Genomic DNA, 26,822 nt, shown 5'->3' with positions numbered 1-26,822 from the left:
TGACCTGCGGGTCCTCCGCGCCCGTTCACCCCGCCTCTGCTGCCAACTACGTCACAGATCCTTGAAAATTCTGAAACAATGGCACAAGCGCCCTAGCCGACACATTTTAATCAGGAGAATTCATGGACATCGAGGTATTGCGCCGCGCGCCCCTTTTCGCCACGCTGGACGACGAGGCTTTCCGCCTGCTGACGGATGAGCTCACAGAGGTTGACCTGTCACGTGGGGCCTCCGTCTTCCGTGAAGGCGACCAGGGTGACCAGCTCTACTTCATTGTCTCCGGCAAGGTGAAGCTCGGACGGACGTCCCCCGACGGGCGTGAATCGCTGCTGGCCATCCTCGGCCCGGGCGAGCTCTTCGGCGAGATGGCGCTGTTCGACCCCAGCCCCCGGACGGCTACCGCCACCGCTGTCTCCGAAACCCGCCTGGCCGGCCTCCGCAACGAGAGCCTGAACAACCTGCTGCGCACCCGCCCGGAGGTCTCGGCACAGCTGCTGCAGGCCCTGGCACGCCGCCTGCGCCGCACCAACGACTCCCTCTCGGACCTCGTCTTCTCCGACGTTCCCGGGCGGGTCGCCAAGGCCCTCCTGGACCTGGCCGACCGCTTCGGCCGCCCAGCCACGGACGGCGTCCTGGTAGCCCACGAGCTCACCCAGGAAGAACTGGCCCAGCTCGTTGGCGCCTCCCGCGAGACCGTGAACAAGGCACTGGCCGAGTTCGTCCAGCGTGGCTGGCTCCGCCTCGAGGCCCGCGCCGTCGTCATCCTGGACATGCAGCGCCTCCGCCAGCGCTCCCGCTAGTCCGCACAAGCAAAGGCCGCCCATTCGTGGCGGCCTTTGCTGTTTGCGCTCCCCCGCTGGGTTGAGCCAGTCGGAACCGGGGCTGCCAATCCCCACGTTCTGCAGGTACTTCCCAACGCTCCCTCACATCCCGCCGCCTCACACCCAACGCTCCCTCACATCCCGCCGCCTCACACCCAACGCTCCCTCAAGCCCAACCCCAAACTCGCTGATCGCGGCAGCAAGATCTGCAGAAGCGTCGCGGAAATTCCGGCAGGAACTGCGGGAGGGTGCGAGGAAAACCCGCAAGAACTGCGGGAGCGTTGTAGATAGCCGGGCGGCGGTCCTTCACAGAGGAGCGCATCGCGTTGTAACCGGCAGCGGCGTAACCAGCACCGGCGGCGGGGGCTTAGCGTTCGCGCTGGGGTTCGCCGGCGACCGTTTTGGCTGCTTCGACTTCGAGCATCAGCTTTCCGTCCTCTTCGACCAGGCGCGGCTGATAGACGTGCGGCGTGCGCTTGTAGCTGAGGTAGGCAATGCAGCCGTTGGCCGTCGCCATCTTCTCGAGCATGATTTCCGAGCCCGGCACCATGAGCTGGCCCAGAGTCAGCCCGACGGTGTTCTCCTGCCCGGCTTCGTCGCCGAGCGCGGTGGTGTTCCGTTCGGCGATGACCTTCGTGGCAGACACCCACTTCCCCCACACACCCTTGCTTTCCAAAAGGGTCGGCTGCTGGTTCAGGGGGACCGTCGCGGCGAAGTAGCGCGTGTTGAAGCGGTGGTGTGCGAAGTCCGGGCTCAGCCAGTTCACGAGCGGCTTGAGCAGATCCGTGCGCAGCGAGAGCCCGCGCCGTGCCAGCACATCCACAAAGGACTTCTCCTGCGAGGCCACAGCTTCGCGCACCTTCATCCATTCGGGCGTCGAGGTGCCTTCAACGGCGGAGGACAGGTCCGGCCCGGCCAGGAGCACGCCGGTCTCCTCGAAAAGTTCGCGGATGCCACCCACCACGTGGCGGCGTGCCAGCCCGACGTCGTCCGTTCCCATCTGCTCAGCCCAATGCTGGGGCGAGGGGCCCAGCCAGCCGATCGCGTCGTCGTCGGACGCTTCCAGGGACCCTCCGGGGAACGCGAGGACGCCCAGCGGCGACTGGCCTGGCCGGTACCCGAGCCAGGTTTCCAGGCCGTTGGGTGAATCGCGGAGCAGGACTATCGAGGACGCGAACCGCGCCGCCCTGGGCGTCCGTTCGCCGTGTTCGAGCCAGCTCTGCGCCGCCCCTTCGAGTTCGGGCGGAAGGGCGAAGAGGCGGCGTGCTAGCTGCGGCAAAGGAAGCGACCGGTCCTTAGCTGAATTCGGCGATCAGCTCGACTTCAACGGGTGAGTCGAGCGGCAGGACTGATACGCCGACGGCGGACCGGGCGTGCTGCCCCGCGTCGCCCAGGACGCGGCCCAAGAGCTCGGACGCCCCGTTGATGACGCCCGGCTGGCCCGTGAAGGACGGATCCGATGAGACGAATCCCACAACCTTGACAATGCGGGTGATGCGGTCGAGGTCGCCGATGACGCTCTTGACGGCGGCCAGGGCGTTTACGGCGCAGACTGCCGCGTATTCCTTGGCTTCTTCGGGAGAAACGGTGGGCTCGTCCGACGAGCCTTCATCACCGGCGGACACTTTGCCGGCAGCTGGGAGTTTTCCGTCAATAAAAGGCAGCTGCCCCGACGTGTAAACGTGGTTGCCGGAAATGACGGCAGGCACGTAGGCGGCTACGGGAGCCGCGACGTCCGGAAGGGTCACGCCCAGCTCGGCGAGCCGCTGTTCGACGGCGGAAATCGGCGCCGCTGCGGCGCCGGAAGCGGTTTCCTGAGGGGTTGTCATGTTACTGCTTCTCCCTCTTCAGGTAGGCAACCAGGCCGTTGCCGTCAGGACCCGGGACAACCTGGACAAGCTCCCAGCCGTCCTCTCCCCACTGGTCCAGAATCTGCTTCGTTGCGTGAATGATGAGCGGAATCGTCGCGTACTCCCATTTGGTCATGAACTCAAGCCTAATCGTTGCCGGTAAACTGGAGAACATGGTGACTCGTAGGAACCCCATATTCGACACGGCCACTACCCTCGGAAAGATTTTCGCTTTCCTTGGCGTGAGCGCTATTTGTGGCGTCCTGGTGGCCGGCCTCCTGGTTCCGGCAGCCGCCGTTTCCGGCAGCTCGGCGAGCAGCTCGATCGACTTCTTCGACACGCTCCCGGCTGAGCTGCAGGTTGATCCGCCCAGCCAGTCCACCAAGGTGCTGGCCGCGGACGGGAGCGTGATCGCCAACCTGTATGCGGAAAACCGCACCCGTGTTCCGCTGGACCAGATCTCCCCGTACATGAAGGACGCGGTGATCGCCATTGAGGACAGCCGGTTCTACGATCACGGGGGCGTGGACACCACCGGCATTTTGCGCGCCCTCGTGGCCACGGCGCGAGGCAACAAGCAGGGTGCGTCCACCATCACCCAGCAGTACGTCAACAACGTGCTTAACGCTTCGCTCGAGGCCGAGGGCCGCGGCGAGGACGTCAAGCTCAACGGTGTGAACAAGGGCGTGGGCGACAAGCTGCGGGAAATGAAGCTTGCCATTGCCCTGGAAAAGAAGTTCAGCAAGGAAGAAATCCTTGAGGGCTACCTCAACATCGTCTTCTTCAACCGCGACGCCTACGGCATCGAAGCCGCTTCCAAGTTTTTCTTCAGCACCACAGCCAAGGACCTGACGCTCCCCCAGGCGGCGCTGCTCGCCGGCCTGGTCAACAGCCCCTCGGCGTTTGACCCCATCTCCAACCCGGAGAGCGCCAAGGTCCGCCGCGACCTCGTGCTGAACGTCATGCTCGGCCAGGGCAAGATCACCAAGGCCCAGCACACCGCTGCCGTGGCCACCCCCGTCGCCCCCAAGATCACGCAGGCACGGCAGGGCTGTGCCTATTCGCCGATCGCGCCGTACTTCTGCGACTACGTCCTGCACCTGTTGCTGAACAACCCGGCCTACGGCGCGGACCCGGAGGAACGCGAGAAGAAGGTCTTCCGCGGTGGTCTGACCATCAAGACCACCCTGGATGTAAAGGCGCAGAAGGCCGCGCAGGCGCAGGTTAACGCCGCCGCCGGCACCAACCCGGACAAGTGGGGCGCCGCGCTCGTCTCCGTCGAGCCGGAGACCGGCAAGATCACCAACATGGCCCAGAACACCCAGTGGTTCCCTGGCAAGGGCAAGTTCGACAGCCAGATCAACTTCAACGTGGACCAGTACGACGACAAGGGCGGTGACCTGAACGGTTTGGGTGGCGCCCAGCCTGGCTCGACCATGAAGCCGTTCACCTTTGCCCAGTGGCTGGACGAAGGCAAGTCGATGAACACGATCGTCGACGCCACCCAGCGCCGCTACCCGCAGAACTTCCCGTGGCGGAACACCTGCCCCACGCCCACTGTCGGCTGGTATGACAGCACCAACGGCACCGACGACCTTCAGAACGCCGAAGAGGGCTACTACCGGCCCATGTCCGTGGTTGACGGGCTGAAGAACTCGATCAATACCGCGACCTTCGCTTCAGCCGCCCAGGTTGACCTGTGCGGCATTCAGAAGATCGTGGACGCCGTGGGACTCCACGGCGGCTTGCCCGTGCGGGACAAGGATACGAACGCCGTGGTGGATGCGAACCCGAAGATCACCATGACCACTCTGGGTAACCTGCTGGGTTCCACGCAGACTGCCCCCCTGACCATGGCCACTGCGTTTGCCACGTTCGCCAATGACGGCAAGTACTGCGCCCCCATTGCAGTCACGTCAGTGACGGACCACACCGGCGCCCAACTGCCGGCACAGTCCACGCAGTGCCGGGACGCCCTCAAGCCCGAGGTTGCCCGCGGGGTTAACTACGCGCTCCAGAAGGTCCTGAACGAGGGCTCCGGCTCGCTCATCCAGCCCAGGATTTCGACCGACACCGCCTTCCCGATTGCGGCCAAGACCGGTACGTCCAACAACAACGGATCCACCTGGGTTGTGGGACACACCATGGGCCTGGCCACTGCTGCCTGGTTTGGTGATGCACTCGGCGCCCAGGACCGGGCCGGCCAGAACGTCACGGTCAACGGCAAGTTCTACACGGGCATCGACGGCTACATGATCGCCGGGCCAATGTTCTCGCAGTTCATGACCGAAATTGCTCCCGGCTACGGCACCGAGCCCTTCCCGGAGCCGCCGTCCAACCTGCTCTACGGAACCCCGCAGTTCCAGCCGCAGCCGAACAACCCGCAGCAGCCCAACAACCAGCAGCCGAACAACCCGCAGCCCCCGAGCGACACGGGCAACAACTCCGGGGACTCCGGCAACAACTCGGGTAACGGCAATGGCAACGGCAACAGGGGGAATGGCTGACGGTGATCGACACATCACAACTGGCAAGCCGCGCGCGAAGCATCGCGCGCGGCTTTGCCGTCACTGCTGCAACCGGCACGGCAGCAGGCGTGGCTGCGGCAGGCTACGGCTTGTGGGAGAAGAACCAGTTTGTCCTGCGGGAAGAAACGCTGCCCATCCTGCCTGAGGGCCGGGAGCCGTTCCGGATCCTCCACCTCAGCGACATCCACTTCGTTCCAAGGCAGAAGGCAAAAGGGGAATGGCTGCGTTCGCTTGCGGACCTCAGGCCCGACCTTGTGGTGAATACGGGCGACAATCTCAGCCATCCCAAGGCCGTGGACCCGCTGCTCACTGCGCTGGCCCCGCTCATGGACTTCCCGGGCGTCTTCGTCCCCGGCTCCAACGACTATTACGCGCCAAAACTCAAGAACCCGGCCGCGTATCTGCTGGGGCCTTCCAAGGCCAGGCCTGACGCCGAGGAGCTCGACTGGCCGAGACTGCGCTCCGGCTTTGGCATGGGCGGCTGGGTTGATCTGACCAACCGGAACCAGTCCATAGTCCTCAGGGGCATGCGGTTCGACTTCTCCGGGGTGGACGACCCCCACCTGAAGCGCGAACGGTATGCCGGCTGGCCGCGGGGCACCAGAGGCCAGGACAGCAACGACCACCTCCGCATCGCCGTCATCCACGCCCCGTACCAGCGCGTGCTGGACCACTTCACGGAGTCCGGTGCCGACCTCCTCCTGGCCGGCCACACCCACGGCGGCCAGCTCTGCATCCCCGGTTACGGTGCCGTCATCGCCAACTGCGACATCCCCACATGGCGCGCCAAAGGACTGCATGACTGGAACAGCAACGGATTTACGACGCCGGTCAACGTCTCGGGCGGCATCGGCACCTCGCGTTTTGCCCCCATCCGGATCGCCTGCAAGCCTGAAGCCGTCCTGCTGACGCTGACTGCCCGGGCATAGCCCGGGCCGCGCTAAGCCCGGCCGCGAATAGCCCGGCCGGGGCTTAGCCGGCTTACGGCTTCGCCGCCTCCGGCCTATGTAAAGCCCCGGACTCATGGCTTAGGGTAGTTGCTACGGGAAACTACCCTAAGCCTTTGAGTTCGAGAAGCGGGCATGGCCAAGCAGACTTCGTTTTTCAGATCCGTCAGCCGTCTCTATCCCCACGTGAAGCCGGTCCTCCCCCGGCTTTTCATGGGGCTGCTGTGCGCGCTGCTGGCCAGTGTGGTGGCGCTCACCATTCCCCAGGTCCTGCGGGTCCTCGTCAACGACTCCCTCCGCCCGGGAGCCACCACCGAAGCAGTGTGGTCATCCGCGGGCGTCATCCTGCTCCTTGGCATCGCCGAGGCCGTGCTCGTGGCGCTTCGCCGCACGTTCGTCATCAACCCCGCGACAACGGTCGAGACCCGGATGCGTGTCTCCCTGTACAGCCACCTGCAGGACCTGCCCGTTTCCTTCCACGACCGCTGGGGCTCCGGGCAGCTGCTCTCCCGCGCCATGACAGACCTGAACTTCCTGCGGCGCTGGATGGCCTTCGGCGCCATCATGCTCGTGGTCACCACCCTGACCGTGGTTATCGGCGTGGCGGTGATGTTCACCATGTGCTGGCAGCTGGCGCTGATCTTCCTTGCCGCGGCGGCGCCCGTCATGGTCTACGGCTTCCGCTTCCGGACCCGCTTCAGCAAGGTGGCGCGCCGCAGCCAGGACCAGGCCGGGGACCTCGCCACCACCGTCGAGGAGTCCGTCCACGGCATCCGCGTCCTGAAGGCCTTCGGCAGGAGCCGGGAAGCGCTGGAAAACTTCAACGGCCAGGCCGAGGAGCTCCGGCGGACGGAGATCGCCAAGGCAAGGCACCAGGCGACGTTCAGCATGGTGGTGACGCTCCTGCCCGAACTTGCCCTCGGTGCCGGTCTGGTGGTGGGCATCCTTCTGGTGTCCAGCGGACAGCTCAGCATCGGTGCGCTCGTGGCGTTTTTCGCCACAGCAGCAGTCATCGCCGCGCCCGTGGAATTCTCAGGCATGTTGCTGGCCATGGCCCTGACGGCCAAGAGCGCCCTGGACCGCCACTTCGAAGTCATGGACGCCGAAAACACCATCACGAGCCCCGCGCACCCGGACCTGCCGGCAGAGCTGCGCGGTGCTCTGCGTTTCAATGACGTCACCTTCGCCTTCGAGGACGCCCCTGACCAGCCCGTTCTCAAGGGCGTGAACCTGGAGATCCGGCCGGGCGAAACCATGGCCCTGGTGGGTATCACCGGCAGCGGCAAGAGCGCCCTGCTGCAGCTGATCCCCCGCCTCTATGACGTTACGGAAGGCTCCATCACCATCGACGGCGTGGACCTGCGCGACTTCAGCGTCGATGAACTGCGGAGCGTGGTGGGCGTCGCCTTCGAGGACACCACGCTCTTTTCCAGCTCAGTCCGGGACAATGTACTTTTGGGCGCCCGGACCGGACGGGAGACTACCGGTGGCGGGGAGCCGGACGCTGTCCTGGCTGAAGCCCTCGACACCGCCCAGGCCCAGTTTGCCTACTCGCTGCCTGACGGGCTGGACACGCTCATCGGCGACGAAGGCCTGAGCCTCTCCGGCGGCCAGCGGCAACGGATCGCGCTGGCGCGGGCCATCGCAGCGAAGCCCCGGGTCCTGGTGCTGGACGATCCGCTGTCCGCCCTGGACGTCAACACGGAGGAACGGGTTGAAAGCAGGCTTAGGAAAGTGCTCGCCGGCACCACCACCCTGATCGTGGCCCACCGCCCGTCCACCGTGGCGCTGGCCGACCGGGTGGCGCTGCTCGAGGAAGGCCGGATCGCCGCCGTCGGGACCCATGCCGAGCTGCTGGCAGCGAGCGCGCACTACCGCTACGTCATCGCCAGCCTCGGGACGGAGCCCCGGGACCTCGATACTGAGCTGTCCGCACTGGAGGACGACGCCGAGGAGGTCATCCGATGAGCACTGCGGCGTTCGGCACAGCCAATGAGGATAACGCCCACCTGAGCAAGAGCGACAGCAAAGCCGTACGACGGCGGTCCCTCACCCTGCTGGCGTCGCTGATCCGCCCCGTGCGGCTTCGGTTCTGGCTCACGATCGCAACGGTGGTGCTGTCCCAGGCTGCCCGGGTCTCCGGCCCGGCCCTGATCGCCTTCGGCATCGACCATGCACTGCCGGCCCTGCAGTCCGGGAACAATGTGCCGCTGGTGCTGACCGGCGTCGCATATCTCGCAGCGGCGGTGACGGCCGCCGGCCTCACCGCCCTTTACGTGACATCGACCGCGAAGCTCAGCCAGGCCATGCTGCTGGATCTGAGGCTCCGGGTCTTCCGGCACACGCAGCGGCTCAGCCTGGAATTCCACGAGAAGTACACCTCAGGCAGGATCATCGCGCGGCAGACGTCGGATCTGGAGGCTCTCCGTGAACTCCTGGACTCCGGCGTCAGCTCGCTGGCCTCCGGAGCACTGTTCATGCTCCTCACGGCAGCAACGATTTTCGCCCTCGACTGGCGCAGCGGGCTGATCGTGCTGGCCGCGGGCATTCCCATGTTCCTGCTGGCGCGGTGGTACCAGAAGCACTCCCAAATCGCGTTCCGGCAGTCCCGGGTGGTGTCCGCCCGGCTGATCGTGCACTTCGTGGAAACCATGACCGGAATCCGGGCCGTGAAGGCATTCCGGAAAGAGCGCGAAAACGCCTCCCGCTACGGCGAACTCGCGGAGGACTACCGGAAGGCGACGGTCCGGTCCATCAATCTCAACGGCGTCTTCCAGCCGGGCCTGGTGCTGATCGGCAACGTCTGCGTGGCTGCGGTGCTGCTGTTCGGCGGCTTCCGGGTGCTCAACGGCGATCTCGCCATCGGCGTGCTGCTGGCGCTGATGCTGTCCACCAAGCGCTTCTTCCAGCCTGTCGACCAAATGGCCATGTTCTACAACTCCTTCCAAAGCGCCCAGGCGGCACTGGAAAAGGTGTCCGGGCTGCTCGAAGAGGTGCCTACCGTCCGGCCGCCCAAAAATGCAGTGGAGCTCACCGCAGCGGCCGGCAGGGTCGAATTCAGGGGCGTTGAGTTCCGCTACGGGCAGGGCCCGCTCATCATTCCGACTCTGGACCTCACCATCCCCGCCGGCCAGACAGTGGCGCTGGTGGGGCAGACCGGCGCGGGCAAATCCACCATCGCCAAACTGATTGCGCGGTTCTATGACGTCTCCGCGGGTTCAGTCACCCTCGACGGCGTTGACCTGCGGCAGCTCGGCACCACCGACCTGCGCCGGAACATCGTCATGGTTACCCAGGAGGCCTTCCTCTTCAGCGGTTCCGTGGCCGAGAACATTGCGCTGGGGAGACCGGAGGCGTCCCGGGAGGAGATTGAGGCCGCGGCGAAGGCCGTGGGCGCCCACGACTTCATCTTGGAACTCCCCGAAGGCTACGACACCGACGTCCACAAACGCGGCGGGCGTGTCTCCTCAGGCCAGCGTCAGCTCATCAGCTTCGCCCGTGCTTTCCTGGCCCGGCCCGCGGTCCTGATCCTGGATGAGGCCACGTCGTCGCTGGACATCCCGTCGGAACGGCTCGTGCAGAGCGGCCTGGCACGGCTGCTCCAGGGAACCGACCACAACGGGACCCGGCGCACCGCGCTCATCATCGCCCACCGGCTGTCCACCGTGGAGACGGCCGACAGGGTGCTCGTTGTGCATGACGGCAAGGTGGTTGAAGACGGCACGCCGGAGGAGCTGATCGGCGGCGGCGGACGCTTCGCCCGGCTGCATGCAGCCTGGAAGGACTCGCTGGTGTGAACCGGCTGTTAGTGGCGGTGCCGGGCACGGCGATTTCGCAAGTGGTGCTTCCATCCGTTATCCTTGTTTAGTTGCTTTCGCAGCGGATCGGGATGTAGCGCAGCTTGGTAGCGCGCTTCGTTCGGGACGAAGAGGTCGCAGGTTCAAATCCTGTCATCCCGACCAACGAGAAGAGGGTCTCCCCCAGGGAGGCCCTCTTCTTCATGTCATGCGCCCGGCCCAGGATTTGTGATGTTGGGCCGCGCCTGCCCGTCCCCCAGCAAGGGAACGTCGGGCCGGTTCGACCCGTCGTCCTCGAGGTAGGCACCGCGGCTTTCATAAGTTTGAACGGTATTCACGTACCGCTGGCGCAACCGCCATCCGAGCACGAATAGCACCAGGGCATCCAGCAGCGCCGCTATCCCGATGATCCCCCAGGCTGTGGAACCGGCGTCGGCCGTTCCGCTGAGCAGGCGGATAACAGATGACCCGGCGGCCGCGGCCGCGATGAGGGAGACACCGGCAACGCTCCACAGAAGGTAGGCCCGCTGCAGCCCGTTGGTTCCCTGCCGTCTCATCACGTGCCCCCTTGGTCGGACTGTAGTTCAGGCCCGGCTTAAAAGGAATGGCTCCGGGGCATGGTTCGCGCATGCCCCGGAGCCCGGTTTCCTGAAGGAGATCGATTACATCGGATCCGGCCAGTTGCCGATGTTCGTGTAGTTCGTGCCGTCCACGCTCATGGGATCGGGCCAGTTCCCTATGGCAACGGCTGTGCCCCCGTTGTCAGCGATAGAACCGGCAGACAGAACGGCCGGGGCCGTGACGGAGAATGCGAGGGCTCCTGCCAGCACGGCAGCAGCTGCAATCTTCTTAAACATGTGAGTTCCTCAATACGAGTCGGATTCGTTACAAAATCAGCACAGTCCTTGTTGACATACATTGTAAAATGTTTTCCACAGGCGCTGTCAAGGACTGTGCATAACGGCCAGGCCATGCACAAGGCTGTCCGGAACAAGGAGGACTCGCGTGGGGAGCGGATTCGGAGAGAAGCTCCGGGCCGAAAGGCTCGAGCGTGGACTGACCCAGGCGGAACTGGGCAAAGACCTTTACTCCCCCAGCTACATCTCTCTGCTGGAAACCGGCCGCCGGGAACCCACAGCGGACGTCATCGAGGAGCTCGCACGGCGTCTCGAGCTTGCGCCCAAAGCGCTGGAGGCCTGGAGCCAGCCCATCTCGGTGAGCGACGCCGAATACGTTCTGGCCGGCCTGTATGCCCGGCAGGCCTGGGACCTCCGTGACTACCCTCTGGCCGCTGAACATGCGGCGACGGCGGCCCGGATCGCCCTTGAAGGCAAGAACACCAGCGCCTGGTGGAACATGACCTACATGCAGGCCGAGTGCCTCATGAAGCAGGGCCAGCTCAAGGAATGCCAGAAGATCATGGAGCACCTGCTGGAGCACCCCATGGCCACCGAGTCTGCAGGCCTGGGGGTGCGTGCCCGCCAGATGCTCGCCGCGCTGTGCCACGGGCAGGGCCAGCTCACCGCCGCCGTTGAGCATGCGCAGCAGGCTGTGGAGCTGTGCGCGAAGCTGCCCAAGGGCTCCACCCTGATCATCGGCGCGCTCCGCGCCCTCATCGGCGCACTCGCCGAGAGCGGGCGGCTGGACGAGGCATGGAAGTACTGCCAGGAAATGAACGCCCAGATGGACGAGCACTCCATGTCCCAGCTCGCCGGCGAGGTGGCCTGGGTGATCGGCAACGTGGCATTCATGCGCCACGACTATCCCGAGGGCATCAAGCACCACGAGCGTGCGGCCAAACTGCTGTCTCCCGCCAATGACATCGATCTGTGGGCCCGCTTCAACAAGGCATCGGCCGCTGTCCGCCTCTCGTCCGGGATCGTCGAGCCGGAAACCCTGTCCGCCATCGAACGCGCCGAGCTCGCACTGTCCATCGTGGGCGGGAACAAGACAGACCAGCTTGAGGTCGCCTTCATCCGCGCGCGCTGGCTCTATCTGACCGGTGACATTGTGGCGGCCGTGCAAAACCTCCGCGAAATCCATGCCGAGCGCGCCGCCCTCGCCAAGCACACTGCGGGAGAGGTCTCCCTGCTCCTCGGCAAGTCACTGAAGGCGGCCGGCGAAGCGGAGGAAGCCCTGGAGCTCCTGCAAGAGGCCCAAAAGGAGTTCAGCGCTGCCGGCGCCCAGGACCGCGTGCAGCAGGCCCTGGACGCCATGCTCGAGATCAGGCTGGCGCAGCGCCGGGCTGCGGCAGCAGAAGCGAGCTAGCCAGGTGAGCCCAATCAGGCGAAGGTGCGGCCCGTGAGCTTTTCGTAGGCTTCGACGTAGCGGGCCCGGGTGCGCTCCACGATGTCCGCGGGCAGGGCCGGCGGCGGCGTGTCCGAAGCCTTGTCCCAGCCGGACTCGGCGGAGGTCAGCCAGTCCCGGACGTACTGCTTGTCGTATGAGGGCTGGGCCTGGCCTGGCTTGTACGTTGTGGCGTCCCAGAACCTTGAGGAGTCCGGCGTCAGGACCTCGTCGCCGAGCGTGATGGTCCCCTTCACGACGTCGTAGCCGAACTCCACCTTGGTGTCGGCCAGGATGATGCCGCGTTCGCGGGCGATCCCTTCGGCCATGGTGTAGATCTTAAGCGTCAGTTCGCTGAGGCGGGCGGCAATGTCGTCGCCCACAATGGACACGACCGCGTCATAGGTGATGTTTTCGTCGTGCTCGCCGACCTCCGCCTTGGCCGACGGCGTGAAGATCGCCTTCTCCAGGCGGGAACCGTCGACCAGGCCCTCGGGCAGCGGAATGCTGCACACGGTGCCGGACTGCCGGTACTCCACGAGGCCGGAGCCGGTGAGGTAGCCGCGGGCAATGCATTCCACCGGGAACATTTCCAGCTTCTTGCAGATCATGGCCCGGCCTTCAACGGCGGCGGGCACGCCCTCCTCCACGGTGGAGGCCAGGACGTGGTGCTCCACGTCCAGCTGGTCGAACCACCACAGGCTCAGCTGGGTCAGGATGCGGCCCTTGTCAGGAATTTCGCTGCTGAGCACGTGGTCGTAGGCGCTTATCCGGTCGCTTGCCACCACGAGCACGCAGTCCTGTCCGAACTGGGTGTTAACGGACGCGTCCGCGGGCTCGTACAGGTCGCGGACCTTGCCGGAGTAGACGTGCTTCCAGCCGGGCAGTTCCGGCGTCGAGGTGTCCAGTCCCCGGGTGGGGGCGCCTGCGGTGTTCGCTGCTTCTGCCATGGTCATGCCTTCGCTTTCGGAGCGGGGACTGTCTGGGCTGAGGGGTTGCCGGGCGCCAGCCTGATTTCGCCGCGGGCTGCTTTTCCTGCGATGTCGCGGCGGAACTGGGCGCCTTCGAGCTGGATCAGCTCGACGCCGTCATACGCCCTTTCCCTGGCCTCGACCAGGTCGGAGCCCAGAGCGACCACTGCGAGGACGCGGCCGCCGGCGGAGACCACTTTGCCCTCGTCGTCGAGCTTGGTTCCGGCATGGATCACGTGGACGCCCTCGAGCCCGTCCACCTTCTTCAGTCCGCGGATGCGATCGCCGGTGCGCGGGGTGTCCGGGTAGTTTTCAGACGCCACGACGACGGCGACCGCGGTCTCCTTGGACCAGCGCAGCTCTTCTGCCTTGTCCAGTTCGCCCTTGGCAGCTGCCAGGAGCAGGGAACCGAGGGGCGTCTTGAGCCGGGCGAGCACGGCCTGGGTTTCAGGATCGCCGAAGCGGACGTTGAATTCGATGACGCGCGTGCCGCGCGAGGTCAGCGCCAGGCCGACGAACAGGACACCCACGAACGGGGTCCCGCGGCGGGCCATCTCGGTAATGGTCGGCTGGGCCACGCGGTCGATGACTTCCTGGACCAGGCCCTCGGGAGCCCACTCCAGCGGCGTGTATGCACCCATGCCGCCCGTGTTGGGGCCCTCATCGTTGTCGTAGATGCGCTTGAAGTCCTGGGCCGGGGACAGGGCAACCGTGTTGCGGCCGTCGCAGAGGACGAACACGGAGACCTCGGGTCCGTCCAGGAATTCCTCGATCACCACGGTTCCGCCGGCGTCGAAGCAGCTCTGCGCGTGGGCGAGGGCCTCGTCGCGGTTGCTGGTGACCACCACGCCCTTGCCGGCAGCGAGTCCGTCGTCCTTGACCACGTAGGGCGCACCGAAGGTGTCCAAGGCGGCTGCGGCTTCCTCGGCCGTGCTGGCAACGAGCGCCATGGCCGTGGGAACGCCGGCTTCAGCCATGATCTGCTTGGCGAAGGCCTTGGACGCTTCCAGCTGGGCGGCTGCCTTGCTGGGCCCGAAAACGGGAATGCCGGCGGCGCGGACGGCGTCGGAAACCCCTGCGGCCAGCGGCGCCTCGGGCCCCACTACCACCAGGTCGACTGTAAGACGCGTGGCGAGCGCCGCTACGGCCTCCGGATCGTTCCCGTCGATGGCATGTGTGGGGACGAGCTTGCTGATGCCGGCGTTGCCTGGAGCCGCGTGGACTTCGGAAACGTTGGGGTCTGCAAGCAGGGAGCGGACAATGGCGTGTTCGCGGCCGCCGGGGCCAATGACGAGTACCTTCACAGTCTCCAAGCGTACTTCGTGGACGCCCCGGGCTCCTAAGCTATGTCGCGGGCTCCGTCCCGGCTGGTCAATGCCGCTGGGGCGGACTCAGGCCCGGCCCGATGCCCCGGACTTTGGGGCATCCCATCTGGAGAGAGCTGACGGGAGGATCAATCCCACAGGCCCGCCGCTACGAACCACAGGCATGCAAAAGCGATTGGCGTTGTCCAAGTTGAAGTCCTTCAAGGCACCCTCATTTCTGGCGGCGCTGGCCGGAGTGGCCGCTGCCGCCGTCGTTCTTTCCGTCGCGGAACTGATCGGGGCGTTCTTTACCGCGCGGGCGACCCCTGTGATTGCGCTCGGCTCCACCTTCATCGACTTCACGCCTCCGTGGCTCAAGGACTTCGCCATTGCCACCTTCGGCACCGGTGACAAGGCGGCGCTTTTCGTGGGCATGGGCCTGACCATTGCCCTGCTGGCCTGTGTGCTGGGTGTGGTGGCGTACCGTAACTGGGCGCTCGGGGCCGCCGGCGTGCTTCTCATGGGTGCCGTGATTGTGGCCAGTGTGGTGACCCGTGCCGGCGTCAAGCCAAGTGACGCACTGCCTTCCATCGTGGGAACGGTTGCCGGGCTGATCGTCCTGCGGCTCCTGATCACGCGGCTGTGGCGGCTCCGGTCCTTTCCCGATGCTCCGGCCGGTGTCGCTGCCAAGGCGCCGGAACGTCCTGCTACCAGCCGGAGGGCTTTTTTCGCCGCCGCTGGCCTGGCTGCAGCAGGAGCCGGAATCGCAGCCGCCGGAGGCCGGCTGCTGAGCACCGCACGCAGCAACGTGGCCCAGGCCCGGGCGTCGCTGCGGCTCCCCACCCCGCTGCAGGCCGCAGCGGCCGTTCCCGCCGGCGTGCAGTCGGCGACGCCCGGCGTCACGCCGTGGTTGACGCCGAACGGTGATTTCTACCGGATCGACACCGCACTGAGCGTTCCGGAAATCAATGCCGATGAGTGGGAACTGCGCGTGCACGGACTCGTGGAGAAGGAACTCCGGCTCACCTTCCAGGACCTGCTCGACGCCGATCTGATCGAGTCACATGTGACCCTCACCTGTGTTTCCAACCCCGTGGGCGGCAACCTCGCCGGCAACGCGAAGTGGCTGGGGTTGCCCATTCGCGATGTCCTACGCCGGGCACGCCCCAGGGACGGCGCCGATATGGTCCTCTCGACCTCGATCGACGGATTCAGCGCTTCGACACCGCTGGAAGTGCTGCAGGACGGCCGCGACGCCATGCTGGCCATCGGCATGAACGGTGAACCGCTGCCGCTCGAGCACGGTTACCCGGTGCGCATGGTGGTTCCCGGACTGTACGGCTTCGTGTCGGCCACGAAATGGGTGGTGGACCTCGAGGTCACCCGCTTCGCCGACAGCAAGGCGTACTGGACGCAGCGCGGCTGGTCCGAGCGGGGGCCCATCAAGACCATGGCGAGGGTGGAAGTCCCCAAATCCTTCGCGGTTGTGCCGGCCGGGCGGGTGGCCGTGGGCGGCACGGCCTGGGCGCAGACCCGCGGCATCGAGAAGGTGGAGGTGCAGATCGACGGCGGCGACTGGCTGCCGGCGCTTCTCTCCGACGAGGCCTCCGTTGTGACGTGGCGGCAGTGGTCCTTTGACTGGGATGCAAAGCCCGGGTCGCACTACATCAAGGTGCGCGCAACGGATGCAACGGGCGAGGTGCAGACCGAAAAGCGGGCCGATCCCGTCCCTGACGGCGCCTCGGGCTGGCAGTCGGTCATGGTCACCGTCGAGTAGCGGAAGCGGCGGACGGCAGGCCGGACCGGTTCGGCGCGAATGCCAACCAGGCCCCATAGACTGGGGCCATGCCCGCAAACCCCCATGCCACGTTCACCGTGGAGTCCGCCGTCGAACTTGCGGTTGTTGAACGGAGCGGCTTCATCGAGTCCCGGCATATTGGAGCAGCGGTGGTCCTGGCAGGAGACGGCACCGTGGTCACGGAACTTGGCGATATCACCACGCCCATCCTGGCCCGGTCCACGCTCAAGCCTCTGCAGGCGCTGGCGGCCATGCAGTCCGGAGTTCCGCTCCGCGGCGCCCAGGTGGCGCTTGCCTGTGCCAGCCACACCGGATCACTGGACCACATGGACGTCGTGGAAGGCATGCTCAAGGCCGCCGGCGTCAAGGAGGACCAGCTGCAGTGCCCGGAAGCGTGGCCGCAGGACGAGACCGCCCGCACCTGGCTCACCCGCTCCGAAAAGGGCAAATCCCGGCTGGCGTTCAACTGCTCCGGCAAGCACGCCGCCTTCCTGTGGGCCTGTACGGAGAACGGCTGGGACACCCACAGCTACCTCGAACCCAACCACCCGCTGCAGCAGCGCATCCGCACCGTCATCGAGGAATACTCGGAAGAGAAGATCGCCCACCTCGGCATCGACGGCTGCGGCGCCCCGGTGGCCGCCATATCGCTGACCGGGCTGGCCCGTGCCTACTCGGGCCTGGCCAAGGCACCCGGCGACAAGAGCTCCAACGCGCGCGCGGCCACCATCGCAACGTCCATGCTGGATTATCCGTGGGCTGTCCAGGGCAAGGGCGAGGCGAACACCATCGTGATGGAGGAGCTGGACATCATCGCCAAGATCGGCGCCGAGGGCGTGCTCGTCCTGGCGACGCCGCAGGGCGCTACGGCTGCCGTCAAGGTGCTGGACGGCAACCTGCGGGCCACATCCCTCATCGGCCTGACCCTGCTCGCGGCGGCCGGCGCGGTGGACATCCCCGGCGTGGCCAGCGTGCTGGAAAAGGTGGTGGATCCGGTCCTCGGCGGCGGGCGGCCCGTGGGCAAGATCCGGCTCGGCCACGCAGTCTCGGCGCTGCTCGACTGACGCCACCAGGACCCCGAACAGCACCGAACCCGCGCAGCATCAAAGGAGGCGGCCATGGCAGTGGCCCGACGCAGAATTGACATCGACGAAGGCAAAGCGGCACTTGAGGCGTGGCGCCAAGCCGGCCAGCCGCCGTCGGACGCTCCCGTCCCAGTGCCCGTTCCCCGCACGGTGATCGCGACGGCGGTACGCTACTCCCTCGAAGAGGTCACCGCCCGCGCGCCCGGCAACTCGGTGGAGGTCAGGGTGCCGCCGTTCGGCGTGACGCAGTGCGTGGAAGGGCCGCGCCACACCCGCGGCACTCCTCCGAACGTCATTGAGTGCGACGCCGCCACTTGGCTGGCTATGGTGACCGGTCAGCTGAGCTGGGCGGACGCGGTCGGCGGCGGACGGGTTGCCGCGTCCGGTCTCCGCGCGGACCTCTCGGCACAGCTGCCCCTCTGGCCCCGCGGCGGCACACCGTCCTGCTGAGGCGGCCGCGAAATTCAAAACAGCAGGACCCGCCCAAGTCTGAACTGCTCGTCCCGGGCGGGATCCTGCCGTCTATTCTCGAGAGTTTTTGTACAGATATCGCGCCTTCAAGGGCCTTCAGCGGCCAATATGTGTACAAAAACTCCGTAGGCTATTCGTGGTTGATGGCAGCCGACGGCCTGCTCATCTGGAACTCCGGCATTTCACCGGGGTTCGGGCCGCCGCGGAACTTCGGCGAAGCCTGCCCGCCCCCGCTGATCCGTTCCAGTTCCTGCTCCTGGAAGTCCTCCTCTACACCGAGCATGACGGCCGAGTCGTGGTTGGTGATCTCGCCGCGGAAGGCCCGGACCATGACGCTGCGGTCGAACTGGCCCTCCCATTTGGAGACCACGAAGGTTGCCACGCAGTTGCCCAGCAGGTTGACCACCACGCGCATGGAGTCCATGAGCCGGTCGGCGCCGAGGAGCAGGGCTACGCCGGCGACCGGGAAGATGCCGAGCGCGGCCGCAGTGGCGGACAGCGCCAGGAAGGACGAGCCGGGGACGCCGGCCATGCCCTTGGAGGTCAGGAGCAGGACGCCGAGGGCGGCAAGCTGCTGGCCCAGGTCCAGGTTGTGGCCGAAGGCCTGGGCGAGGAACAGCAGGGAGATGGACAGGTAGACCGCGGCCCCGTCCAGGTTGAACGAGTAGCCCGTGGGAACCACCAGTCCGGTGGTAGCCCGGGAGCATCCGGCATTCGTCAGCTTGGTCATGATGCGCGGCATCACGGCTTCCGTGGATGCGGTACCGAGGGCCAGCAGGAATTCCTCACGGGTGTACTTGAGGAACTGCCACAGCGGAACCCGGGCGAAGCTCCAGGCCACGACGAACAGGAGACCGATAAACACCACCGCGGCGCCGTAGCAGGCGGCAATCAACATGGCGTAGGTGCCGAGGGTGTCCAGACCGTACTGGCCGATGATGAAGGCCATCGCACCGAAGGCCCCGATCGGCGCAACCTTCATGATCCAGGACATGATCTTGAAAACCAGCTCGAGGACCGTCTCCATGAGGCTGACCACCGGGAGGCACTTCTCCCGGCCGATGACGACAATGGCGGCGCCGAAGAAGACTGAGAAGAAGAGGACCTGCAGCAGGCTGTTGTTGGCGAAGGCGCCGATGACGCTGGTGGGGATGACGTCCAGGATGAAGGCCGCTGCGTCCTTCGGCGCGGCATGGCCGGTCTTTGCGTCCAGCGCCTCCTGGGACAGAGTGCTCGGATCGATGTTCAGGCCCGCCCCGGGTTGGACGACGTTGCCGACCACCAGGCCGAAGACCAGGGCAAAAAGTGTGGCTGCTGTGAAGTAGAGGAGAGCCTTGACTCCTACCCTTCCGACCGCCTTGACGTCGCCAACGGCCGAAATTCCCGTGACGATCACGAGGAAGATCAGCGGCGCGATGATCATCTTGATGAGCTGAATGAAGCCGTCACCGAGCGGCCTCAGTTGAGCGCCTAGGTTCGGCCAGAAATGCCCGATGAGAACACCTGCCACGACGGCGATCAGAATTTGGAAGAAGAGCGACCTATACAGGGGCTTCTTCTTCGACGGCGCCGAACTCGCCTTCAGCGCCGAGGAATCTGGGATCTTCATTGATCTGTACCTATCAATTGGGAACGCCCCGGATCGGGGTCTGATTCCAACGTAACCCCGCTCACACTATTCCGCAAGAGGAAATTCAGTTTTCACGATGCGGAATTGCCGGAGTCGGTCACATTTGAGTTTTTGTCCACTTATCGTGAGTTTGAAGCCTTCCAACGGCCATTATCTGGACAAAAACTCCTACCCTTGCCAGCCCTGCTTGCGCAGCGCCTGCCTGACCCGCGAGACGACCCATTCCGGCCCTCGGCCCATGTCAATCCTGTTGATCTTGAGCTGCCGCCAGCCCGCGTCAAAAACGCGCTGGTCGCGGTAGGCGTCCAGCGCCTGCTGCTCGGGGGTCAGGTGATGGAGCCCCTCATACTCGATGCACGTCCGGAACCTCGGGCACCCCAGGTCCGTCCAGACCGGCCTGTTCAGGACGTCGTCCACGCGGCAGTTCGGCATGAACTCCGGAAGGCCGGCATCGTCCAGCAGCAGGCGGAGCTTGCTTTCCGGCGGCGAGTCGACGCCGACGCGGAGCAGGTCGAGTGCCAGCCGCGCCTTCCGCACCCCGTGGATGCCATTGGCGCCGTCCACAAACTTCCGCAGCGCGGTTAGCGGCACCATGGCGACTTTCGGCGGCCCGAAGTGCCTGGCATGCTCGCTGACAATGGCGTCGCCGGCCACCACAAGGTCGTCGATGGGCAGGACGGAGCCCAGATCCACCCAAGTCCGGGCCACGGAGGTCAGCCGCAGGCGGTCAATCTCAACCAGATCGCCCTCGCGGATCTTCAGCCGGTGCCCGGCGATCCCGCGCCGGCGAGGAAGCGGACCGCCGTTCTCCCGGGAGAGGTGCAGGAACCGTCCGGGCTCCCGGAAATGCGGTCCGCTTTTCTTGCCCCACGGCACCGGTTCGACGACGGCGGTCACCGGCCCGCCGTCGTCGGGCCTGAACTCCGCCCACGGCGGCAGCGGAAGGCCGTGGACTTCCGCTGCCGTGACCAGGCTGGCGAAGATGTCCGCATCAAATGCCGTGTGCGAGCGGACGAGCGCGGGAAGGTCGGGAGCGCAGCACCTGGGCACGCGGATGCCCCTGCTTGGACGGTGCATGTCGCGGGCAAAGAGCCTGCCGGGAGGGACGCCGGCGTCGGCCGCCTCGGGAACCGCGAAGGGACGGCCACTGATTTCCTCGGGCAGCGGTGACAATCTGGTCATGCTCCATTGAGGCACCTTAAAGAGGCTGGTGGGACGATATCCACAGGCGGACCCTCGAGGCGGCGAGTTTTTGTCCAGATATTCGCCGCTGAGGGGCGTTTAAGTCGCGATATGTGGACAAAAACTCGGAAGGAAGGGGAACGGTCAGCCGCGGCCGATGAAGGGCATGCCGGCGGCCGTGATGACCACTGAGCCGACGCTGGCCGACGGCGGCATTCCTGCCATCATGAGCACGGCCCGGGCAGCGTCGTCCACCGGGAACATGGGCTCAACCTTGCGCGTGCCGTCGGCCTGGAGCGCGCCCGAGCCCACCCCGACGGTGTCCATGATTTCCGTGGCGGTGTTGCCGATGTCGATCTGGCCGCACGTGATGCCGAAGGCACGGCCGTCGAGCTCGATGCTCTTGGTCAGCCCGGTCATGGCGTGCTTGGTGACGGCATAGGCCACGGTCCGGGGCCGCGGTGAGTGCGCCGAGATGGACCCGTTGTTGATGATTCGACCGCCCTGCGGCTGCTGGGTTTTCATGGCGCGGACGGCGGCCCCGGCACAGAGCATGGAGCCGGTCAGGTTCACTGCTATGGTGGCCTCCCAGTCGTCGAGGCTGATCTCGTCCACAGAGGCCGCCGGACCGAACACGCCCGCGTTATTGAACAGGACGTCGACTCTCCCCCACCTGTCCATGACGGTGGCGAAGAGGCGCTCGACGTGGTCGGGCCGGGTCACGTCGCAGGGCACCGCCAGCGCGCAGGGGTGGCCATCAGCCGTCTCGAGCAGCTGTGCCTGACGGCGGCCAGCCAGTGCTACCCGGTAGCCTTCCGCCAGCATTTGCCGGGCCACTGCCCGGCCAATGCCTGATCCCGCGCCGGTGATGACCGCGATGCGTCCGGCCGGGTGCGCGTCAGTCTGGTGTCCATCAGCGGGCGACGGTGCCGTCATTCAGTTACTCCTGTTGTTGGGCCGGCGTTGGGGCGGGTTAACCGTAAGGGTAAACCTTCCGGTCTCAGCGGTCGGCGTCGGAGGTGTGTACGGCAAACGTCCGCATCGCCAGCCAATGGAAGAGACCGCCCAGTGCGGCACCGAGGATCCAGGCGAATCCGCTGAGCTGCGCCACCTGCGGCAGCCACACGGCCAGGACCGAGAATACGGCTGCCAGGGTGAAGGCCACGAGGGCTCGGCGGTTCCACCCGCTGGTGAAATAGTAGGCACCCACATGGGAAGTGGAGTAGAGATCATGGAGGTTGAGGCGTTGCTTCCGCACGAAGTAGTAGTCGGCAATGATGATGCCGTAGAGCGGCGCCAATACCGCTCCGAGTGTGTCAACAAACTTGGGCAGTCCGATCGTTGAGATGACCGCCACCCAGAGCGCCCCGATAACGAATCCGGCCGCCGCGGTGATCATTCCCGCCGTGCGGAATGAGATCTTGGCAGGGTTGATGTTGGACAGCGAGTAGGACGGGGGGATGAAGTTGGCCACAACATTGATTCCCAGGGTCGCAACCAGGAAAGTCACGGCAGCCAAGACGGTCAGGGGAACACTGTCCACGAGCCCCACGATGTCGGCTGGATTGGTCAGCGGTTCCCCCTGGCCGTCCTGGTACAGGAGATAGGCGCCGGCTGTGATGAAGACGGAGAGAAAGGTAAACAGGGCGAGGCTGAGTGGCAGGCCGGTGAGGTTGCCAAACCGCATGGCCCTCTCCGTGCGGACGTTCCTGGCAAAGTCGCCGAAATTGATAACGACGGCTGCAAAGTAAGCCACCATGGTGCCGGTGACTCCTGCGAAAGCCGAGAAAGCGGCCCAGCCGGTGACTTCGTCCCTGGAGAAAACACTGCCGACGGCCTGGGGCAGTTCTGCGCCAACCTGCACCCAGATGGCCACGAGCAGCGCGATCATCACCACGTAAACGGCAGGTCCGGCGATGTTGAGGAAGTGGGCAATGCGTTCGATGCCGCCCAGGAAAAGCAAAACCTGCATGCCGGATGCGAGCACATAGGACAGCCAGGAGACCCAGTCCATGCCTAGGAACTCGACGCCTCCGGGCCGGCCGAGAATGGCGTTCAGGGCCAGTGAAATGGCGGTGGAGGCGAAGTATGTTTGTGCTCCGTACCAGAAGATGGCGACGACGGCACGGACGATGGCCGGGAACTGAGCACCGCGCACGCCCATCGAGGCGCGCGCCAGCACGGGAAACGGAAAGCCGTATTTGACGCTCGGCCGGCCGCTCAAGTCAACCAGGATTTTGATGATGAATCCGCTGAGGAGGATGGCAGCAAATACGAACCAGCCATTGATGCCCGCCGTAATGAAAAGGCTCGCGGCCAGTGTGTAACCGGCCAAACTTTGGATGTCGTTGGACCAGACGTTGAAGATGGCAAACCAACCCCAGGTGCGCTTCGATGCCGGCAGCGGGGCGAGGTCCTCGTTGTACAGGGAAGGATCGGCACCGGCGACAGTAAGGTCCGCGTCCTCGAGATCGTTCTTTCGGGCAGTCATGGCAGCCTCAATCTGTACTTGGAAAAGACAGGTAGATTACGCATCGTGGAAGTTTTATTCCACAAGAGTAGGGCTAGGATCACTACGAGTCAACGGTAGCCCGCACAATAAATGAGCAAATGCGAGAGCCCCCGTCCTGATGGCTCAGGACGGGGGCCGCCAAACGGGGGCTCCGCTTCCTACGGGCCGGTGAGTATTTGCGCTCCTGTCAGCGGCCAGCCCGTGACGGTCTTGGGCCGCGGCGGCGCATACGTGCGGACCTTCGAGGTGGTGAGCCGCATCCTGACGAGCGATTCGGCGATGGTCACAGCCGAAGCCACGCCATCAACGACCGGGACGCCCGCACGTTTCCGGATCTCCTCGTCCAGTCCGGCCATGCCCCCGCACCCCAGGACGATGACCTCGGCCTTGTCCTCGCGGACTGCCAGCAAGGCCTGTTCGATGATGGCCTCAACAGCGCGCTCCGGCTCCTCCTCCAGTTCCAGCACGGCCATTCCGCTGGCCCGCACCGAGGCACAGCGGGCGTCGAGGCCCGCCAGCTTCAGCCGGTCCTCGATCAGCGGCACGGCACGGTCCAGCGTGGTGACCACGGAGTACTTGTGGCCCAGGAACATGGCAGTGCTGGCCGCCGCCTCCGTAATGTCGACGACCGGTACGTCCAGCAGTTCCTGCAAACCCTCCCGGCCGTGCTCCCCGTAGCCGGCCTGGATGACGGCGTCGAAAGGGTCCGCGTAGTTCACCACACGGTCCATGACTGCGATCGCCGCTAGATAGCTTTCGAAGTTCCCTTCGCAGGAGTCGGCACCAAACCGCGGAGTGATGCCGACGATCTCCGTTCCGGGGGCTGCGATGCTTGCCGCCTGGGCGGCGACGGAATCTGTCATGGACTGGGTGGTGTTCACGTTCGCAACAAGAATGCGCATGGTGTCTCCGCTTTCTAGAGGGGAAGGGCCGGATGCCGTCAGTGCGTGCTCGCGATGGCGATGGCTTCGCCGTCGACGTCCTCAAGGCGCTGCGTGCGGTCGGCGATGACGAAGTACACCACCGCTGCTATGCCGGCTGCGAAGAACCAAGCGAACGGAGCGGCAGCACCGAGCGCCGGTACGAAGGCGATCAGGAGCGCAACGGCGGCCGCCGGAATCATGGCGGCGATCGCCCGGGGGTTGAAGCCCTTCCGGTAGTAGTAGGTCCCGGAGGGTTCGTCCGTGTAGAGCTCAGGGACGTTGACGCGGCCGCGGCGCAGCAGCCAGTAGTCGGCCATGACAACGCCGAACAGCGGGCCGAGCAAAGCCCCGAGGCCACCCAGGAAGTACACGATGACGAGCGGATTGTTGTACATGTTCCAGGGCAGGATGATGAGTCCGATGGTGCCGCTGACCCAGGCAGCCTTGCGGAAGTCCAGGTGCTTCGGGAAGAGGTTGGTCAAGGCATAGACGGGGGCCACGAAGTTTGCCATGAGGTTCACGGCGATGGTCAGGATGAGCAGGGCGAGGCAGGCCAGCACGAGGAAGAGGGTGTTCGGGATTGTCTGGACGATGTCCGACGGGCTCTCAATGACCGTCCCGTTGATCTTGAACTGGCCGCCGGCCATGACCACGACGATCGCGCCGAATAGGAGCATGTTGATGGGGATGCCCCAGAAGTTGCCGCGCACCACAGCCTTCTTGGAGACGGCGGAGCGGGTGAAGTCGCAGAAATTCAGCACGAAGGTTCCGTAGATGGAGACCCACAGTGCGCCGCCGGCGAAGATGGTGCGCCACATGTCGGCGCCTTCGAGCGCATTGTCCGGCGCCCAGGCGATCGAACCGCTAGCTTCCGCGAAGATCCAGACGGCGATGGCGGCCATGGTCACCAGGATGACGGGGCCGGCGAACGCCTCATACTTGCGGATCATTTCCATGCCGAAGCTGACAATGACGAGCTGGACGATCCACAGGAACACAAAGGCAGCCCAGCCCAGGGTGGACAACCCGAGGATGGAGTTCGAATCCAGTTCCTTCAGCGAAGGAACCATGGCCACGAGCATGACCCGGAGCACCACGGAAGCGAGATAGGTCTGGATGCCGAACCAGGCCACAGCCACTGCCCCGCGCAGGAGGCTGGCGATCTGGGCGCCCCTGATGCCGAAGCTGATCCGGCTCATGACGGGGAACGGCACCCCGGTTTTGACGCCCATGAAACCTGAGAAACTCAGAAGGGCGAACAGCAGGACCGCGCCGACGCCGAGGGCCAGCAGGATCTGCCAGCCGCCGACTCCGAGCGCGAAGAGCCCAATCGCGAAGGCGTAGTTTCCGAGGCTGTGGACGTCATTGGCCCAGAGTGTGAAGATGCTGTAGCCCGTCCAGCGACGGCCTTCCTTCTTGGTCGGGGCAAGGTCAATGTTGTAAAGCGTGGGACTGATGGTGCGCCCGGACGCGGCGCTGGCTGTTTCGCACAGGGCGTCAACGCCCGTGGCTGGGTGGACCGGCTGGCCAGACAACGCTGTCGGGGCGGGAGCCGTATCGACGCCGACTGATGGGGTCGTCTGCATCTGATCTCCAGTTCTAAGGTGATGGGGTTGAGAGGAATTCGAAGCTTCCGCGCTTTGTTTCCATGATGTGAAAACTAGGTTTTGAAGAGTGGAATAACTTTATGACCTGTATCACGTTGCGGTCAAGGTCCTTTGCCCGGAGTCCTGGTCACAATCGGGAAGTTGCAGTCATACCGCCGCGCTGACCACCCCGGCCCCCAGCTGCCTTGACCCTCAAGCGGCCGTGCGCCTAATCTCATGTAGCAAGAATGTTTTTTCACAATATGAAAACATGAGCCCCACCATTCAAAGATGAAACGAGGCTGCCGTGGCTGCAGGAGAAGATACCTCCCATATCCTTAGCGGGTTGACTAACCAGCTGCCTGATCGTGATCCGGAAGAGACTGCCGAGTGGGTTGAGTCGCTGGATTCGCTGATCAGGGAACAGGGCACGGAGCGTGCCCAATACATCATGCGCAGTCTCCTGCAGCGTGCCGGCGCGCAGAGCGTCGGGGTTCCGATGGTGACCACCACGGATTATGTGAACACCATCCCGGTGGACCAGGAAGCGGAGTTCCCGGGCAACGAGGAGTACGAGCGCCTTTACCGGGCGTACATGCGCTGGAACGCGGCGGTGATGGTGCACCGGGCGCAGCGGCCGGACATCGGCGTCGGCGGGCACATCTCCACCTACGCGGGCGCGGCGACGCTGTACGAGGTCGGGTTCAACCACTTCTTCCGCGGCAAGGACGCCCCCGGCGGCGGGGACCAGGTCTTCTTCCAGGGCCACGCCTCCCCCGGCATGTACGCCAGGGCGTTCATGGAAGGCCGCCTCACCGAACAGGACCTGGACGGGTTCCGGCAGGAAAAGTCCCGGGCCGGGCACGCCCTGTCCTCCTACCCGCACCCGCGGCTGATGCCGGAGTTCTGGGAATTCCCGACCGTGTCCATGGGCATCGGTCCGATGAACGCGATCTACCAGGCCCAGTCCAACCGCTACCTGCACAACCGGGGCCTGAAAGACACCTCGGACCAGCAGGTCTGGGCGTTTTTGGGCGACGGGGAAATGGACGAGCCCGAGTCCCGCGGCCTGCTCCAGCTCGCCGCGAACGAGAACCTGGACAACCTGAACTTCGTGATCAACTGCAACCT

22 protein-coding genes, 1 tRNA gene and 1 pseudogene are annotated in these 26,822 nt (G+C 65.2%); 11 read left to right on the top strand and 13 right to left on the bottom strand.

What is annotated here, in order from left to right:
• Positions 1-122: 122 nt before the first annotated feature.
• Positions 123-800 (top strand): Crp/Fnr family transcriptional regulator, encoded by a 678-nt coding sequence (locus tag ACIP9X_RS07380; protein WP_400479077.1) that lies wholly within the window; start codon positions 123-125, stop codon positions 798-800.
• 388 nt (positions 801-1,188) lie between these two features.
• Here ACIP9X_RS07380 and ACIP9X_RS07375 read toward each other — a convergent pair whose 3' ends face one another.
• From ACIP9X_RS07375 to ACIP9X_RS07365, 3 genes are read right to left on the bottom strand one after another with little or no spacing between them, the layout of a single operon-like run.
• A complete protein-coding gene (locus ACIP9X_RS07375; protein WP_400479076.1) occupies positions 1,189-2,100 on the bottom strand; it encodes an NUDIX hydrolase in 912 nt (303 codons plus the stop codon).
• 16 nt (positions 2,101-2,116) lie between these two features.
• Complete coding sequence (locus tag ACIP9X_RS07370) at positions 2,117-2,650, bottom strand: RidA family protein (protein ID WP_400479075.1); 534 nt, start codon at positions 2,648-2,650, stop codon at positions 2,117-2,119.
• Position 2,651: 1 nt separating this feature from the next.
• The gene (locus ACIP9X_RS07365; protein WP_009359196.1) at positions 2,652-2,807 is read right to left on the bottom strand and encodes a DUF4177 domain-containing protein; all 156 of its coding nucleotides are present in this window, start codon (positions 2,805-2,807) and stop codon (positions 2,652-2,654) included.
• Positions 2,808-2,844: 37 nt separating this feature from the next.
• Between ACIP9X_RS07365 and ACIP9X_RS07360 the strand changes: the two genes are divergently transcribed.
• The 5 genes from ACIP9X_RS07360 to ACIP9X_RS07340 all read left to right on the top strand — a co-directional run bounded on the left by ACIP9X_RS07360 (position 2,845) and on the right by ACIP9X_RS07340 (position 10,108).
• The gene (locus ACIP9X_RS07360) at positions 2,845-5,178 is read left to right on the top strand and encodes a transglycosylase domain-containing protein (RefSeq protein WP_400479074.1); all 2,334 of its coding nucleotides are present in this window, start codon (positions 2,845-2,847) and stop codon (positions 5,176-5,178) included.
• 2 nt (positions 5,179-5,180) lie between these two features.
• Positions 5,181-6,128, top strand: coding sequence for a metallophosphoesterase (locus ACIP9X_RS07355; protein WP_400479073.1), 948 nt, complete (start codon positions 5,181-5,183; stop codon positions 6,126-6,128).
• Between the two features lie 153 nt (positions 6,129-6,281).
• Positions 6,282-8,114: an ABC transporter ATP-binding protein gene (locus ACIP9X_RS07350; RefSeq protein WP_400479072.1), complete on the top strand. Its 1,833-nt coding sequence runs from the start codon at positions 6,282-6,284 to the stop codon at positions 8,112-8,114.
• Entirely contained in the window at positions 8,111-9,943 is a 1,833-nt protein-coding gene (locus ACIP9X_RS07345) for an ABC transporter ATP-binding protein (protein WP_400479071.1), read from the top strand. The genes ACIP9X_RS07350 and ACIP9X_RS07345 overlap by 4 nt, the downstream gene beginning before the upstream one ends.
• An 88-nt stretch (positions 9,944-10,031) precedes the next feature.
• Positions 10,032-10,108: transfer RNA gene (locus ACIP9X_RS07340), tRNA-Pro, on the top strand.
• 41 nt (positions 10,109-10,149) lie between these two features.
• Here ACIP9X_RS07340 and ACIP9X_RS07335 read toward each other — a convergent pair.
• The gene (locus tag ACIP9X_RS07335; protein WP_400479070.1) at positions 10,150-10,500 is read right to left on the bottom strand and encodes a hypothetical protein; all 351 of its coding nucleotides are present in this window, start codon (positions 10,498-10,500) and stop codon (positions 10,150-10,152) included.
• 105 nt (positions 10,501-10,605) lie between these two features.
• Positions 10,606-10,800: a hypothetical protein gene (locus ACIP9X_RS07330; protein WP_400479069.1), complete on the bottom strand. Its 195-nt coding sequence runs from the start codon at positions 10,798-10,800 to the stop codon at positions 10,606-10,608.
• A gap of 148 nt (positions 10,801-10,948) precedes the next feature.
• Between ACIP9X_RS07330 and ACIP9X_RS07325 the strand changes: the two genes are divergently transcribed.
• Positions 10,949-12,211: a helix-turn-helix domain-containing protein gene (locus ACIP9X_RS07325; protein WP_400479068.1), complete on the top strand. Its 1,263-nt coding sequence runs from the start codon at positions 10,949-10,951 to the stop codon at positions 12,209-12,211.
• 14 nt (positions 12,212-12,225) lie between these two features.
• Here ACIP9X_RS07325 and ACIP9X_RS07320 read toward each other — a convergent pair whose 3' ends face one another.
• A complete protein-coding gene (locus ACIP9X_RS07320; RefSeq protein WP_400479067.1) occupies positions 12,226-13,179 on the bottom strand; it encodes a phosphoribosylaminoimidazolesuccinocarboxamide synthase in 954 nt (317 codons plus the stop codon).
• 2 nt (positions 13,180-13,181) lie between these two features.
• Positions 13,182-14,504: a phosphoribosylamine--glycine ligase gene (gene purD, locus ACIP9X_RS07315; RefSeq protein WP_400479483.1), complete on the bottom strand. Its 1,323-nt coding sequence runs from the start codon at positions 14,502-14,504 to the stop codon at positions 13,182-13,184.
• A 184-nt stretch (positions 14,505-14,688) separates the two neighbouring features.
• Here purD and ACIP9X_RS07310 point away from each other — a divergent pair, with 184 nt between their 5' ends.
• From ACIP9X_RS07310 to ACIP9X_RS07300, 3 genes are all read left to right on the top strand, one after another.
• Complete coding sequence (locus ACIP9X_RS07310; protein ID WP_400479066.1) at positions 14,689-16,281, top strand: molybdopterin-dependent oxidoreductase; 1,593 nt, start codon at positions 14,689-14,691, stop codon at positions 16,279-16,281.
• Between the two features lie 68 nt (positions 16,282-16,349).
• Positions 16,350-17,366 (top strand): asparaginase, encoded by a 1,017-nt coding sequence (locus ACIP9X_RS07305; RefSeq protein WP_400479065.1) that lies wholly within the window; start codon positions 16,350-16,352, stop codon positions 17,364-17,366.
• A 54-nt stretch (positions 17,367-17,420) separates the two neighbouring features.
• The gene (locus ACIP9X_RS07300; RefSeq protein WP_400479064.1) at positions 17,421-17,837 is read left to right on the top strand and encodes a sterol carrier family protein; all 417 of its coding nucleotides are present in this window, start codon (positions 17,421-17,423) and stop codon (positions 17,835-17,837) included.
• 151 nt (positions 17,838-17,988) lie between these two features.
• Here the strand turns inward: ACIP9X_RS07300 and ACIP9X_RS07295 are convergent, their stop codons facing one another.
• The 6 genes from ACIP9X_RS07295 to ACIP9X_RS07270 form a co-directional block, all read right to left on the bottom strand.
• Positions 17,989-19,467 (bottom strand): cation:dicarboxylate symporter family transporter, encoded by a 1,479-nt coding sequence (locus ACIP9X_RS07295; protein WP_400479063.1) that lies wholly within the window; start codon positions 19,465-19,467, stop codon positions 17,989-17,991.
• A 189-nt stretch (positions 19,468-19,656) separates the two neighbouring features.
• Entirely contained in the window at positions 19,657-20,670 is a 1,014-nt protein-coding gene (locus ACIP9X_RS07290; RefSeq protein ID WP_400479062.1) for an endonuclease domain-containing protein, read from the bottom strand.
• A 144-nt stretch (positions 20,671-20,814) separates the two neighbouring features.
• Complete coding sequence (locus ACIP9X_RS07285; protein WP_400479061.1) at positions 20,815-21,606, bottom strand: SDR family oxidoreductase; 792 nt, start codon at positions 21,604-21,606, stop codon at positions 20,815-20,817.
• A gap of 64 nt (positions 21,607-21,670) precedes the next feature.
• The gene (locus ACIP9X_RS07280; RefSeq protein ID WP_400479060.1) at positions 21,671-23,161 is read right to left on the bottom strand and encodes an NCS1 family nucleobase:cation symporter-1; all 1,491 of its coding nucleotides are present in this window, start codon (positions 23,159-23,161) and stop codon (positions 21,671-21,673) included.
• A 179-nt stretch (positions 23,162-23,340) separates the two neighbouring features.
• The gene (locus ACIP9X_RS07275) at positions 23,341-24,084 is read right to left on the bottom strand and encodes an aspartate/glutamate racemase family protein (protein WP_400479059.1); all 744 of its coding nucleotides are present in this window, start codon (positions 24,082-24,084) and stop codon (positions 23,341-23,343) included.
• Between the two features lie 38 nt (positions 24,085-24,122).
• Complete coding sequence (locus tag ACIP9X_RS07270) at positions 24,123-25,691, bottom strand: NCS1 family nucleobase:cation symporter-1 (RefSeq protein ID WP_400479058.1); 1,569 nt, start codon at positions 25,689-25,691, stop codon at positions 24,123-24,125.
• 307 nt (positions 25,692-25,998) lie between these two features.
• Here ACIP9X_RS07270 and ACIP9X_RS07265 point away from each other — a divergent pair.
• Positions 25,999-26,822, top strand: a pseudogene (locus tag ACIP9X_RS07265) (pyruvate dehydrogenase (acetyl-transferring), homodimeric type); the annotation flags it as partial.

The sequence above is a fragment of the Arthrobacter sp. NPDC093125 genome, assembly GCF_044754225.1.
Taxonomy (GTDB): domain Bacteria; phylum Actinomycetota; class Actinomycetes; order Actinomycetales; family Micrococcaceae; genus Arthrobacter.
This window is presented reverse-complemented; position numbering and strand designations above follow the sequence as displayed.